Source organism: Thermostichus sp. OS-CIW-29 (genome assembly GCF_054058195.1).
The window spans coordinates 1-13,856 of sequence record NZ_JBSSAB010000052.1 but is presented as its reverse complement, the minus strand read 5'-3'; the positions used below and the strand labels follow the sequence as shown (position 1 = coordinate 13,856).

The 13,856-nt window shown below is 59.9% G+C and carries 8 protein-coding genes and 1 pseudogene; 3 read left to right on the top strand and 6 right to left on the bottom strand.

What is annotated here, in order from left to right:
• Positions 1–69 precede the first annotated feature (69 nt).
• Positions 70–453: a molybdopterin-dependent oxidoreductase gene (locus ACVWZJ_RS13480; RefSeq protein ID WP_049749569.1), complete on the bottom strand. Its 384-nt coding sequence runs from the start codon at positions 451–453 to the stop codon at positions 70–72.
• 446 nt (positions 454–899) lie between these two features.
• On the opposite strand from ACVWZJ_RS13480, the gene lgt reads away from it, so the two are divergent.
• Entirely contained in the window at positions 900–2,039 is a 1,140-nt protein-coding gene (gene lgt, locus ACVWZJ_RS13475; protein WP_011432885.1) for a prolipoprotein diacylglyceryl transferase, read from the top strand.
• Positions 2,040–2,113: 74 nt separating this feature from the next.
• Here lgt and chrA read toward each other — a convergent pair whose 3' ends face one another.
• The 5 genes from chrA to ACVWZJ_RS13450 all read right to left on the bottom strand — a co-directional run bounded on the left by chrA (position 2,114) and on the right by ACVWZJ_RS13450 (position 12,817).
• Positions 2,114–3,385, bottom strand: a complete 1,272-nt coding sequence (gene chrA, locus ACVWZJ_RS13470; RefSeq protein WP_011432884.1) for a chromate efflux transporter — start codon at positions 3,383–3,385, stop codon at positions 2,114–2,116.
• 102 nt (positions 3,386–3,487) lie between these two features.
• Entirely contained in the window at positions 3,488–5,377 is a 1,890-nt protein-coding gene (locus ACVWZJ_RS13465) for an O-linked N-acetylglucosamine transferase, SPINDLY family protein (RefSeq protein ID WP_457396375.1), read from the bottom strand.
• A 113-nt stretch (positions 5,378–5,490) separates the two neighbouring features.
• Positions 5,491–6,966, bottom strand: coding sequence for a site-2 protease family protein (locus tag ACVWZJ_RS13460; RefSeq protein ID WP_414418781.1), 1,476 nt, complete (start codon positions 6,964–6,966; stop codon positions 5,491–5,493).
• Positions 6,967–7,013: 47 nt separating this feature from the next.
• A complete protein-coding gene (gene acsF / locus ACVWZJ_RS13455) occupies positions 7,014–8,105 on the bottom strand; it encodes a magnesium-protoporphyrin IX monomethyl ester (oxidative) cyclase (protein WP_414412625.1) in 1,092 nt (363 codons plus the stop codon).
• Between the two features lie 104 nt (positions 8,106–8,209).
• Positions 8,210–12,817, bottom strand: a complete 4,608-nt coding sequence (locus ACVWZJ_RS13450) for a glutamate synthase-related protein (RefSeq protein ID WP_457396373.1) — start codon at positions 12,815–12,817, stop codon at positions 8,210–8,212.
• A gap of 285 nt (positions 12,818–13,102) precedes the next feature.
• Here ACVWZJ_RS13450 and ACVWZJ_RS13445 point away from each other — a divergent pair, with 285 nt between their 5' ends.
• Together ACVWZJ_RS13445 and ACVWZJ_RS13440 are read left to right on the top strand one after the other, a co-directional pair.
• Positions 13,103–13,318, top strand: coding sequence for an IS630 transposase-related protein (locus ACVWZJ_RS13445; protein WP_414329292.1), 216 nt, complete (start codon positions 13,103–13,105; stop codon positions 13,316–13,318).
• A gap of 168 nt (positions 13,319–13,486) precedes the next feature.
• Positions 13,487–13,669 (top strand): annotated as a pseudogene (locus ACVWZJ_RS13440) (IS1/IS1595 family N-terminal zinc-binding domain-containing protein); the annotation flags it as partial.
• Between the last annotated feature and the right edge of the window lie 187 nt (positions 13,670–13,856).

Below are 13,856 nucleotides of genomic sequence, written 5' to 3'. Positions count from 1 at the left end.
TCGGGCCTGTTTTGTTCTCTGGTAGAGCAGAGCAGGCTCAGGGCTACTGAAAGCCCGCTCCGTACCGCTTTAGCGGTCGGAGTCGGGTAGTTTACAGCCTCTATAGATTGCTGTAGCGTTCTTCGGCCCAGGGTTCACCGCCCATGTAGTAGCCGTTGCTCCCCCAAAAGCCCAGCTGATCTTAGGGGGGAAACTCCAGGCATATGGGTGAGGGATCAAAGTGCGCACCGGCCCTACCGGGAGCGGTTGTCCTTCCAGGGTATGAACCAGGTAGTTTTCGGGGCGGGTGAACTCCTCCAGAGTCAGGTTGGTGGTGTAGCCGCCATAACAGTGTTGCATCACCGCCTTGGCCTCAGGAGCAATGGATACCAACTGCAACCCATCCGGGATCCACACCCCTGTCCAGTTGACATCCTCCATCTCCTTTCGGTACAACGCAAAGACTGGAGACACGGCACAGCTTGCCCACTGCTGTCGCCCCCATCCAGCCCCACCACTTGGCCGGTGTACTCCGTCATCGAAGGCTTGGTACTGCGCTGGAGTGGCCTTGAGGAGTTTGGCATCTCCGACCAGCGTGGGTGTATCTTATCGCAGGTCTAACAGGGCAAAAGCCGTCCTGGAAGGGCGGGGCTTTGGACCTAGCTTTTTGGTAAAGGTATGGGCTCTAGGGTGGAATCTTGTCCGTGACGGGCCTGTAGGATCGGGTCAACCGGGAACGAGGACTGGCGCTGCTTCAGGATCGGGGAGAATGGATCCCTGTTGGAGCCTGTGAATGGCTGCCGGGGATAGGGGAGAAGAGCCCGGAAGGGACTCCGTCCCGCTAACCCAAGCGGGTGAGGTTGATAAAGCCGACTGGTGGAACTGAGTTGAGCAATTTTGGGGTGCAGAGCGTGTTGTCGATGAACCTATGGAGTGCAGGGCTGTTGGGCCTTACCTTCAGCTCACCTGGAGAATTTGTCTTCCGCTTTCCCCCCGGCACCCCGCTGGTGGGAGGGCTGGGCCTACGCTGGTATGGCCTATTGATGGCAGTGGCCGTGTTGGTCGGCTTGATCTTGACCAAAGCGTTGGCAGAATCTCGTCATCTAGAGAAAGAGCCTGGCAAAGCCAGTGAACGAGTGGAGCTACTGGCCCTGTGGTTGGTAATATCTGGGTTTCTGGGCGCCCGCCTCTACTACGTCCTCACCCACTGGTCAGAGTTCCAAGACAACCCCCTCTCGGCCTTTGCCATTTGGCAGGGGGGTCTCATCATCCACGGTGGGGTGTTGGCCGGCGCGCTTGCCCTTTACCTCTATTGCCGCACCACCGGGATCAACGGCTGGAAGTACGCCGATGTGCTCACGCCGGGGTTAATTTTGGGCCAAGCCATCGGGCGCTGGGGCAACTTTTTCAACTCTGAGGCCTACGGTGCCCCTATTCCTCCCGACAGCCCTTGGCCGCTGCGGGTGTACATTCCTCCCCAAGCCCGCGAGCCGGAATACAGCCAATTTGAGTTTTTTCACCCCATCTTTTTTTACGAAAGCGTCCTCAACCTGCTTCTATTTGCCCTCTTGATGGGAATGTTCTGGCGCTTTCCCAAACTCAAAGATGGCACTTGGGTTTGGACCTATGTTGTCGGCTATAGCCTGATCCGCATCCCCTACGAAATCTTGCGCGTGTCGGCGGTGGCCTATCTGCCGGGAACTTCCATCAAAGCCGCCTATGTAGCCAGTGGCTTGGGCTTGGTGATCGGGATCGGCATGTTGATCTACATGTACCGGCTGCGCTTCGACCCCGATTTGGAACAACTGGCAGCGTGGTTATCGGAGCAAGCGGGATTAGCGCCAGAAGCAGCCCAAAACCTTCTGGAACGGGCTTGGGCCATCCAGCAACAACACCGCCGCGCCGACCTGTTGGATCGTGTTACCCTAGCCATGCCCCACTTTCCCAGCGCCCTTGCCCCCCACCTCTCTCTGGCTCGACGGGAGCTGCTGATGCGGCAACTGTTTTGTCGCCTGGAAGGCAGGGATCCCTCTGAGGAAGGGCTGGCCCAAGCCAGTTAGTGCCGTGGCCATCAGGCTGAATCAGGGTCATTCCCTCACCCCCAAGGAGAAAGCAGGGCCAGGGAGCAAAACCTTTAGGCCAGCAGACCTCGGGCCAGCAAACCCGCCCCCCCTCCCATCAACACCAACAGCCAAGTGGGCTGGCGAAAGCGCATCAAGGCAATGAAGGCCGCTACCCCGATCCCCAAAGCCACCAGCGAAGCGGGAGTTGTTTGTTGTAGCAGCGCATTTTGGGCCAAGGGCACTGTAGCCGCAGCAACAGCCCCCAGGGCCGTTGGGGTAATTGCCTGCAGGGATCCCTTCACCCAAGCATTGTGCCGTATGCGCAACAGAACCGGAGCTGCCAGCAAAATAAAGGCAAAAGAAGGGGCAAAGATGGCCACTGTTGCCGTCAGGGCCCCCAGCACCCCTGCCACCTTGTAGCCGATAAAGGCTGCCGTCAGCACCACCGGGCCAGGAGTAAATTGCCCAATGGCCACCCCATCCAAGAACTCTGTCGGCGTCAACCAGCCCAACTGATCCACCACCTCGTCGGCGATGAAGGGGATGATCACCAGCCCTCCCCCGAAGATGGTGCCGCCTACTTTCAGGAAAAACAAGGTCAAAGGCCAGAAATAGGCACCAATCCGCTCCAGACCCCAAAAGCTGCTCAGGATAAGGGTTTCCGGTGGAACCGTGGCCACTACCGTCTGGGCCAACGTCAATACTGGCCAAGGGAGTAAAATCGGGATCCCCGATAGTGGGCCTTTTTTGGGCCCATACAGCAGCAGCCCCACCAGAGCCGCCAGCCCGAACAGCAACAGGATATTCACCCCCCCGATCAGCAGCAGGGCAAAGGCCGCCACCGCGATCAGCCCCCGGCTCCAATCCTTCACAGCTTTACGGCCCAGTTTCCAGCAAAAGGCCAGGATAATGGCGATCACCACCGGGGCCACCCCAAAAAACATCCCCTCTAGCTGCGGCACCCCCTGAAAGCGAAAGTAAAGCCAAGAAAAAATCACCTCGATCACAAAAGCAGGGGCAATGAAGCAAATCCCCGCCAGCACCGCCCCCAACCAGCCTGCCCGCACATAGCCGACATAGATCCCCATCTGGGTAGAAGCTGGCCCTGGCAACATTTCACATAGGCCCACCCCTTCGGTAAATTGTTCCTGGCTCATCCAGCCCCGCCGGATCACCGCCTCATCGTGTTGCATGGCGATGTGGGCTTGGGGGCCGCCGAAACCCAGGGATCCCAGCCGCAGGAATACCACGGCAATCTCTTTCAGGCGCGTTGAAAGGGAGGGCAAGTTGTCGGGGGCGTTTTCCGGCCTGGGGAACTGACCGGGAGCAGACTCAGAAGACATGGGCAAAGCCCGGCAAGACAACCCCGCCTATCCTGCCATCTGTCCGGGATCCCTTCAAGAGGACAACACTCGCCCGTTTATCCTTTCACCCAAACTGCCCCCTCAGGTCTTCAGGCTTCGCAACCACTCTTCCAGAGCGCGGATCGGCGCGGGATCCCGGTAGACGCGCTCCTGGCGCCTCTTCACCTGTTGGCCCATTTGCTCTCGCCACTCTGGATCCAAGCCCAACTGACTGGCAATCTGGACGTATTCATCGAGGGTGTGGGCGATGGTATCCAGGATCCCCATCTGCTGCAGGATGGCGTAGGTGTGGCGGCCCCGCATCAGGGATCCGGGCAAGGTGACGATGGGCAGGCCGTGGGGCAGGGCTTCCAGGGTGGTGTTGCCCCCTGACCAGCCGAGGCTATCCAGGTAAATATCCCCCAGGGCGTTGTAGGCGGCATATTCTGCAGGCGAGAGTTCCGGTAGGAGCACCACATACTCTTCGGCAGCTAGGTCATAGGCCTGAAAGGCTCGTCGCAGCCGCTGCCAAAAGCGCTCGCGGATCCCTTGGGAGAGGCGGCCCCGCAAAAATAGAAATTGACACTTCCCCACTTCCCGGGCGATGCGGGGGAACACCTCGTCGTACTGAGGTAAGTACTTGAATAGGGATTGGGCGCAGAGGTAAAGCACCCTGTCGGGATCCACCCCCCAAGCTTGCCAGTCCACAGGGGCGGGGTCAACTTCTAGGGGAATATAGTAGGTGCCGATGCCAGGCAGGGGCAGGAGCTGCTCGGTGTAATGGCCGGCCCCGTCCGGCGGCTCCATCAGCTCGCTGCTGAGGAAAACGTCTATTGTCGGCAGGCCAGAAGTTTGCGGGTGGCCCCAGGCCATCGCCTGTACTGGCGCCAAGCGGAGGGCGGCCAGTTGGGCACAGACCGGGTCAATGCCCACTTCCGGGTAGAGGAGCACATCCAGCTGTGCCTCTCGAATAGCCGCTTGCCATTCTTCTATGCTGCGGGATCCGGCCACAAAGTGCTCAAAACGAGGGGGCAGGGAGCACGTGACCTCATCTTGGATGACCGAGGTGTGGAAGCCGTAGAGGGCCACTTGAGCACGATCCAGGGCTTCTACCCAGCCGCGAGTCAGGATCTTCCAAACGGAGTGATCCCGAAACAGGCCGGAGACAATGCCCACCCGCACTCGGCCAGGATGTCGCTGCCAGAGGACGGAGGGCTGGGGATAGCGGGCCGCCATCACGTCCCTCACCAAGGATCCGTAGAGCTGCTGCAGATCGCGGTCGTTCTGGCCTTGGTAGGGCAAAAAGAAGGGTTGGACGGAGCCGATCCCGGCAGCCGCTTGCTCCAGGGTTATCGGATCCCGCGGCAGTTGTTCCCAGCGGGCCTTTACCTGTTGTAGGGCTTGGCGGTAGCGCTCCCGGGCCACGGAAACTTGGTCTGCCGAGGCGTACAGCAAGGGCAACTGGCTAACACACCAGCCCAGGGCCGCGGCCAAGTCGGCGGGATCCGCTTGCCAGAGTTGGTAGAACAGCTCCGCCGCTTCCTCCTCCCGGCCACAATCCCGCAGCAGGATGGCCAGGGTGTAGGCGGCATCGGCAAAGTCCGGCTGCAGCTCCAGGGCCTGTCCCAAGGGGACAAGGGCCGCCTCCAAATCCCCCTGCTGCCGCAGCACCAGCCCCAGCTGGTACAAAACTTCCGCGTCCGGCCCCCCCTGCTCTAGGGCCAGTTGCAGGTGAGTTTTCGCCTCCGCCAGCTGCCCCGCCTGCTTGAGAACAATTCCCAAATTAAAGTGGGCGTCGGGAAACCAGGGCTGGTGGGCAAGGGCCTGCCGGATCAGGGCAATCGCGTCGTCCAGGGATCCCTGTTGCTGCCGACAGACCCCCAAGAGGTGCAGTGCCTCGGGGTGGGTGGGCTGGGCTTGCAGCACCTGCTGGTAAAGTGAGACAGCCTGTGGCCATTGCCCTGCCTGGTGATGGCGAACGGCTTGGGCCAACAGACGCTGCAGGTGCTCTCCTCTGTCCTTTCCAGCTCTGCCTAGGCCAAAGCCTTTCCCCGGTCCAGACACAGTGAGCTCCTCTCGCCGGCGGATCCTGGGCCTCTACCCCATCAGCCGTTGGGGAAATTGAGAAAGCCCGCCAAGGCCGGAGCAATCGGCAACAGGGTCATGACCATCAAAAAGAGGGCCAGCAATGCCAAAGCATCCCGCTGACCGTCGGTTTCAGTAATCTCATCCTGCGGTGGACGCTCTGGCTCGCGGGCGATGAACAGGATCAGCAGCGCCCAGTAGAGGGCCAAGACGTTGCTGATGGCCGCCACCGCCAAGGCAATCAGGGTGATGAAGGTGGCGCGGGCCGCCGTCTTCCGCCCGTACACCGCCTGCACAATGCGACCCCCGTCCAGCTGCCCTGCCGGCAGCAGGCTCAAGGCGGTGATTGCCAGGCCAATCCAGCCCACGGCAACAAAAGGATGAATGGGAACCAGCTCCGCCTGCAACTGGGATCCCAGCACCAGCCGGGCCAGAGTGCCCACTAGGATGGAGCTGCGGAAGATCTCCGTGGGCACATACAGACCCTCGGAGCCGGAGAGCTTTAGGCCAGCCAAGAGCACCAGCAGCGACAGGATCCCGCTCGCTGCCGGGCCGGCAAAGGCAATGTCGAACAAAGCCTTGCGGCTGGGCACCGGCGATTGGATGCGGTTCAGGGATCCCAGCGTGCCGATCCCCAAGCTGGGGATAACAAAAGCAGGGCTGAGGCGCACGCCGTACTTGCCCGCCATCCAGCGGTGTCCGGTCTCGTGCACCAGCAAGATGGCGAAGATCCCGGCTGCCACCGGCAGGGCTTCCACCCAGCGCCCCGGCGCATCCAACAGCCGGAAGCCCAAGAGATTGGCCCCCACCTCCAACGTGGCGACGAAGCTGAAGACCAGCAACGCCCCCGCCAGGATCTGCGCCCCCACGGAAGCGCGGTAATTGACGATGGGATCCGGCAAGACCACCACCGCCGGCTTTTCCGCCGGATCCTCCACCAAAAAGAGCTGGTAGCGACTGCCCACCTGCTCTTTGAGCTTCTCCACCAGCAGGGGTACCACCACCTCCGCCTCCTGGCGCAGGTTGCCCTTAAAAATCGCCCCTTCCCCATAGGGGACGGTCTCGGTGACGAAAAAGGTATCGAGGCCGAAAATAGACTGAATGGCCTGCAGATCCTCAGCCGAGATCCGCTGCAGAACCGCAGGCGCTTCCAAAGGCGCCTCCCCTGCCGAAGGGGCTTCCCCCTGCTCTTCCAGACGAGCCAACTGCTCGCGACGGGCCTGCAGCTCCTGCTGGGCCAACTGGCGGGTCTTGCGCCCCACGGCAATGTAGAGCCCCGTAAACACCAGCAACAGCAGCAGGAAACCGGCAAAGTTGAGGTAGATTCCCAGCAGCAGCAGCCCCAGGAAAACCACCCACGGCAACAAGAGCAGGGATCCCTGTAACCACACCCAAACGGCTAAGGATCCCCGCCGACGGGCTCTCCAGAAGCCCCAACCCAAAAAGGCCAGCGTTCCCAGCAAAAAGAGCGGCGTAATCTCAGCGGCAATGTTCATGGCTGACCTATGAGGCTGTACGGGTACCAAGCTGAGGGCAAGACGGCTCAAGCAGAAACAGCCGTTCCTTCAAAACGGGGCTCCGGCTGCTCCCACAGGTAGAAGCCAGCTTTCCGAGGTTTCAGGAGGAACAGCCGCAAAAACTGATAGAAGTTATCCAAGTAGAGGGGCAGCTTGCGCAAACCCTTGAAGGGGCCGGATCCCCGGGCAATCTCCCTCAGCTTAGCGTTGTTGGCCACGCACTTTTGCAGCCGCCGCACAAACTCAGGGTTTTCCACATCCAACACCACCGGGAACACCTTGGCCGCCTCGCGGTTGGTCTTGTAGATTACCTCCATGTCATAAGTATGGGGATCCAGCCCGATGAGGCGGTAGAAATCCGGGCGCTCTCCCACATCGTTGAGGTACATAGTGGCGAACACCGACAGCAAGAAGAAACGGCACCACAGCTTGGCCACCCATCCCTTGAGCAGCCGCGGCTGGCTTAGGAGCATGAGCGCAAAGAAATCGCCGTGGCGGTTCTCGTCCTGGCACCAGTTCTTGAAGAAGTTGAAGATCGGGTAAACGCGATCCTCGGGGTGGGCCTCCAGGTGGCGGTAGATGAGGATGTAGCGCCAGTAGCCGATCTTCTCCGAGAGATAGGTGGCATAGAAGATGAAACGCGGCGCGAAATAGGTGTAAGACTTGTGCTTAGTGAGAAAGCTCAGGTCGAAGGCCATGTTGAAGTCGCCCATGGCGCGGTTCAGAAAGCCGGCATGGCGGGCCTCATCGCGGCTCATCAGGGCAAAGCACTCGGCCAAAACGGGGTTGGTCTCTTTTAGCTTGCGCGACAGCTCCTTGTAGAGGAGAAAACCGGAGAACTCGGCTGTACAGGAGCGCTCCAAGAACTCCACAAACAACCGGCGCGCCTGCGGATCCAGGCGGCTTTCCCAGTCTTGGTTGAACTCCTCACCCCGGACGAAGTGATGGCGGTTGTAGTCGGCGCGAAACTCCTGCAGGATGGCCCGGAAATCGGCCTCTCGATCCCCTAAGCCCATTTTGCCGATGGCCTCGAAATCGGTGGTGTAGAAGCGCGGCGTCAGGATGGTCTCGGTGGGCACTCGCGCTTGAGTTTGAGCAGCTTGCAAACTGGGACTCATAGTGATTTAAAGCGGATGAAAAGGCCAGGTATACTCTCGCAGTTTACCAGCCTCTCTGGCCGTCGTGGGGATAAGAAGTGTTACCGGCAGGCTCTGAGAGATCCTTAAGACTCCACTGCCAGCGGCTGGGATCGCAAGGGATCCGTCAGCTCGCTGCCCTCCTCCGAAGGCGGGATCACCTGCCAAAACAGAGGCAAATAGGATTCCCAATTTTGCAGAATGCGCTCCGCTTTGGGGGAATGGGTGCGGCGATAGTGCTCTTGGATCAGGCTCTTCAGTTGTGCCTCTGCTGCTGCTGTCTGCACCCGCTGAATGCGCACGATCTCCCCGTTGACCTTGGCGGGGAAGTTGCCCTCCTCATCCAGCACATAGGCAAGGCCGCCGGTCATCCCCGCTCCCAGGTTGCGGCCCACCCGCCCCAGCACCACCACCACCCCACCGGTCATGTACTCGCAGCAGTGGTCGCCGGATCCCTCGATCACCGCCTGCGCTCCCGAGTTGCGCACCGCAAAGCGTTCCCCCGCCTGGCCGTTGGCAAACAGGGATCCGCCCGTGGCCCCGTACAAACAGGTGTTGCCCAGGATTACATTTTCCGCCGGATCGCGGGGCGCCTCAGGGGGAGCCAGGATGACGATCTCGCCGCCACACATGCTCTTGCCCACGTAGTCATTCGCTTCTCCTGTCAGGGTCAGGCGCATCCCCGCCAGTGTAAAAGCGCCAAAGCTCTGGCCGGCGCTGCCGACAAAGCGCAGATCCAACTGCCCCCCCTGTTGGGCGAAGCCGGTATCTCCGTACAAGCGGGCCAAGGTTCCGGCAATGCGCCCGCCCACACAGCGGTCGGTGTTGGCGATAGGGATCTCCACCGTGGCCGTGCCGCAGGTTTCCACCGCCTTCTGCACCTCCGGCTGAGCCAGGATCTGCTCATCCAGCACCGGGCCGTTGGAATGCACCGGCTCATGCTCCAACCAGTCGGGCAGGGTGTTGGGATCAAAACCGGGGGGAGTTCGCAGCAGACACTCCAAGTTCAAGGATTGGGTCTTCTGCAGAACCGCATCGGCCCGCGGACAGAGCAGATCCACCCGTCCAATCACCTCCTTCAGAGAGCGGTAGCCCAGTTGCGCTAAGACTTGGCGCACCTCCTCCGCCACAAAGGTGAAGAAGGTCACCACGTGATCTGGCGTGCCGGGGAAGCGCTTGCGCAACTCCTCCTTCTGGCTGGTCACTCCCACAGGGCAGTTGTTAGTGTGGCACACCCGCGCCATGATGCACCCCTCCGCAATCATGGCCACCGTGCCAAAGCCAAACTCTTCTGCCCCCAGCATGGCCGCCATCACCACTTCCCAACCCGTGCGAATGCCGCCATCCACCCGCAGGATGGAGCGCTGCCGTAGGCCGTTTTCCAGCAGGGTATGATGCACCTCCACCAGGCCCAACTCCCAAGGTGCCCCGGCATGTTTGATGGAGCTCAAGGGGGAAGCCCCTGTGCCCCCTTCATGGCCGGAGATTTGGATGATGTCGGCGTTGGCCTTGGCTACTCCTGCCGCCACTGTGCCGATGCCCACCTCCGCCACCAGCTTCACCGACACCTGTGCCTGGGGGTTCACCTGGTGCAAGTCGAAGATCAACTGCGCCAGATCCTCGATGGAGTAGATGTCGTGGTGGGGCGGCGGCGAGATCAAGGTCACCCCCGGCTTGGAGCGGCGCAGCTTGGCGATGTAGGGGCTGACCTTTTTGCCCGGCAGTTGCCCGCCCTCGCCCGGCTTGGCCCCCTGGGCAATTTTGATCTCAATTTGCCGCGCGTTGAGCAAATACTCCGGTGTCACGCCAAAGCGGCCCGAGGCCACCTGCTTCACCGCCGAGCTGGCGTTGTCCCCCATGCGCAGCCCCTTCAGGTGGGGAAAGCGGGCCGAGGTGCCATCTGGGCCTACATCGGTGATGGGGAGGTATCGTTCCGGATCTTCCCCGCCTTCACCGGAGTTGGACTTGCCGCCGATGCGGTTCATGGCAATGGCCAGGGTCTCGTGGGCCTCGCGGCTGAGGGCCCCCAAGGACATCCCACCTGTGGCAAAGCGTTTGAAAATCTCCGACACCGGTTCCACTTCCTCCAAGGGAATGGGATCCCGGTCGCTGCGGAAATCCAGCAGGTCTCGCAACGCGGTGGGGGTGCGGCTGCGCAGGTGCGCCCTGTAGATCTCATAGTGGGCAGGCTGACCCGATTCGATGGCCTTGTGCAGCAGTTTGGCCATTTCTGGACTGTTGATGTGGTATTCGCCTTTGGGCCGCGCCTGGATAAAGCCAAAGTTCTCCAGCTTTTTCGAGGTGAGTTCGGGGAAGGCCCGCTGGTGATTCACCATGCCCTCGCGGGCCAGATCTGCCAGCGTCATGCCCCCCACCCGCGACACCGTGCCGCGGAAGGCCAGATCGATCACCTCTTGGCTCAGGCCAATGGCCTCGAAAATCTGCGCTCCGTGGTAGCTGGAGAGCAGAGAAATGCCCATTTTGGAAAGAATCTTGAGCAGCCCTGCCTCAATGGCGGCGCGGTACTTCAGTTGCACCTCGGCCAGGGAAAGCTGGGGCAACTTGCCGGCAGCCATCTGGGTTTGCGTCTTGGGCTTGTGCCACCACTGCCGCACAGCTTCATAGGCCAGATAAGGACAAACGGCGCTGGCCCCATAGCCGATCAAGCAGGCAAAGTGATGGGTACTCCAGCATTGGGCAGTCTCCACCACCAGGGAAGCGCGTAGGCGCAGCCCCTCCTGGATGAGGTGATGGTGGATGGCGCCCACCGCCAACAGAGGTGGGATCAGAGCCTGCTCGGCATTGAGGCCGCGATCCGAGAGGATTAAAATCTCAGCTCCCCCCCGCACTGCCTGAGCCGCCTGCTGGCAGAGGGCCCGTACCTGGACCTCCAGTCCTTCTGGGCCGGCAGCCACCGGATAGAGAATCGGGAGCGTGTGGCAGGGAAAAGGGGTATGCTGCAGAGCGGCCAGCTCCGCTTCGTTGAGCACCGGGCTGCGCAACTGCAACAGGCGGGCATGCTCAGGGCGGATCTCCAGCAGGTTGCCCTTGGATCCCAGATACACATCCAAAGACATCACCAGGCTCTCCCGCAGGGGATCGATGGCAGGGTTGGTGACCTGGGCAAAGCGCTGCTTGAAATAGTCGTAGAGGGGATGAGGCTGGGTGGACAGCACAGCCAGCGGCGCATCATCCCCCATGCTGAAGGTGGGCTCCTTGCCCGTAGCCGCCATCTCCTCGATGATCATCTCCACATCTTCTGAGGAGTACCCGAAGGCGGTTTGGGCTTGTAACAGTTGTTCTTCCGAGAGGTGAGGGGTATTTTCAAAGCCTTGGGTGCTGAGCTGAACGCGATGGGCTTTGAGCCATTCGCCGTAGGGGTGCTGGGCTGCCACCTGGGTTTTGATCTCCCAGTTTTTGCAGATGTGCCCGCTCTGCAGATCCACCGTCAGCATCTGCCCCGGGCCTAGCCGCCCTTTTTCCAAAATGTCGGTCTCCGGCAGAGGAACCACGCCAGCTTCCGAGGCCACCACCAGCAGACCATCGCGGCTGCGAGCGTAGCGGGCTGGGCGCAGGCCATTGCGATCCAACGTGGCCCCGATGGTTTTGCCGTCGCAGAAAACCACCATCGCCGGGCCATCCCAAGGCTCCTGCAGGCCGCCGAAGAACTCGTAGAAATCCACCACTTCCGGGTGATTCTGCAGTTCTGGCTGGTTGCGATAGGCCTCCGGGATCAGCACCATCATCGCCTGCTGAGTGGAGTAGCCCGACTGAATCAACAGCTCAAACACAGCGTCCAGGCCCGCCGAGTCGCTGGTGCCCGGGTCAATAATCGGCTTCAGATCCTCGACCGCTGTACCCCAGCGGGGATGGGAAAGGGTTTGTTCGCGGGCGGCCATCCAGTTGACATTGCCCAGGTAGGTGTTGATCTCGCCGTTGTGGCAGAGGTAGCGGAAAGGCTGAGCCAGCGACCAACGCGGCAGGGTATTGGTGCTGAAGCGGCGGTGGTAGGTGGCGTAGGTGGTGGTGTAGAGGGGGTTTTGCAGATCTCGATAAAACTGGCCCAGAACCGACGATTGCACCATGCCTTTGTAAACGACAACCCGGCAGGACAAAGAGGCAAAATACAGAGCATAAAAGCCAAACCGAGCCTCTACCCGCCGCCGAATGCGCCGCCGCAACAGATAGAGCTGCTGCTCTAGCTCGTCTCCTTCCAGCGTGGGATGGGTGAGGAGCATCTGCCAAATGGAGGGCATGGTCTGCCGCGCCATCGGCCCCAGGCAATTGGGATTGACCGGTACCTGCCGCCAAACCACCCGCTGCCAGTCGGTGGTGGTCAAGTACTCATCGATCACCTGCTGCACCGCCTGACACTCAGCAGGATCCTGAGGCAAAAAGACCATCCCCACCGCGCTGTGAGTGGGATCCCAAGCTCGAATTTCTTCCCTCTCTGCCTGCAACAGCGACCAGGGGATTGCCGTTGCAATGCCCGCCCCATCACCGCTCTGGCCGTCGCCGCCACAGCCACCCCGATGTTCCATACAGGTGAGGGCCTGAAGGGTTTTCTGCAAGAGGTCGTGGCTGGCTCTCCCCTGCTGATTCACCAAAAAGCCGACCCCGCAAGCATCCCGCTCTTGAAAGTGCCAGTTTTCCTGCAGGATAGGGGCCGAGACCTGAGAGGGATGGGGATTCATAGGAGTAAAAACAGTTTGGAATAAATCACGCTTTCAGAGGTGGAAAACCAGCATATCGCACTCCAATCCGACAGGAAAAGGGGGGCAGTCTCAAGTCACGGCTGGCTCTTGCCAACAGGGCAACCGTTGGGGCAATCGGCTCAGCGAAGTAAAGACAAAAAAGCTCGCCATGAACAGATTTTTCGAGTTTCTTCTGCAGCTTTCCCCGACGGACTGCGGACGATCTGAGAAAGCTAGGGCGAATGCGCCAGCTCACACCGGCTCCGCTCGCTGGCAACTGGCCCTGTGGAGAACTGCGGTAGGGAGACAGCCGTAGGGTATGTCCAGGAAGAGGGCAACCCCACAGATGTACAACAGATGTACAAAGTCAGGCGTGCAACGGTCTATCGCTGGCTGAACCTAGAAGACCTCAGGCCGACAAAAGTCAAGACCCAGAAGCCAAAGATAGACTTGGCCGCCCTGCAGCAAGACATAGGCCAGGATCCAGGAGCTCAATTGTAAGGATAGAGCTCAGAGATTCGGGTCGCGCCAGCGGGACGGAGCCCTTGCCCTATTGACTATACTGGTGGTGCTCTGGGAGCAATGATACTATTACCCTAGATTTTTCGTGTTTCTGAGTAAGCTCATGCTGACTTGCCCAAGCCGTCATTCTTTTAACTTAGATACGACAAGATCCATAATGGAAAGCAGCATTATCGATGCCAGGATTGTCACAGGCAATTTATACCTGAATCTACTCAAAAGATTGTCTCAGAAGTCAATATATCCCTAGTTAATAAACTTAAGCGACTTTCCATTGCTGCTATATCTTATGTAAATGAACTACCAGAACTCTGGACAAAATTATGTTAATCACAAATCAACTTATCCTTCCCAAATCATGGAGGTCTACCCGTCAAAAGAGGTACTTTGATCCTGCGATGCGACGAGCTATTGCCATTTGTGCTACAGCCTGTTAAGGGCTCAAGGGGTACAATAGCAGCACTTAGCAAACCAACTTCGGAAGGAGGATGGATTGATCAGTAGTAAAGAAGTCTTC

What these genes read in the sequence shown, in the direction of transcription:
- ACVWZJ_RS13450 (WP_457396373.1), bottom strand. Translation starts at nt 12,817, where the DNA reads ATGAATCCCCATCCCTCTCAGGTCTCGGCCCCTATCCTGCAGGAAAAC.
- acsF (WP_414412625.1), bottom strand. Translation starts at nt 8,105, where the DNA reads ATGAGTCCCAGTTTGCAAGCTGCTCAAACTCAAGCGCGAGTGCCCACC.
- chrA (WP_011432884.1), bottom strand. Translation starts at nt 3,385, where the DNA reads ATGTCTTCTGAGTCTGCTCCCGGTCAGTTCCCCAGGCCGGAAAACGCC.
- ACVWZJ_RS13460 (WP_414418781.1), bottom strand. Translation starts at nt 6,966, where the DNA reads ATGAACATTGCCGCTGAGATTACGCCGCTCTTTTTGCTGGGAACGCTG.
- lgt (WP_011432885.1), top strand. Translation starts at nt 900, where the DNA reads ATGAACCTATGGAGTGCAGGGCTGTTGGGCCTTACCTTCAGCTCACCT.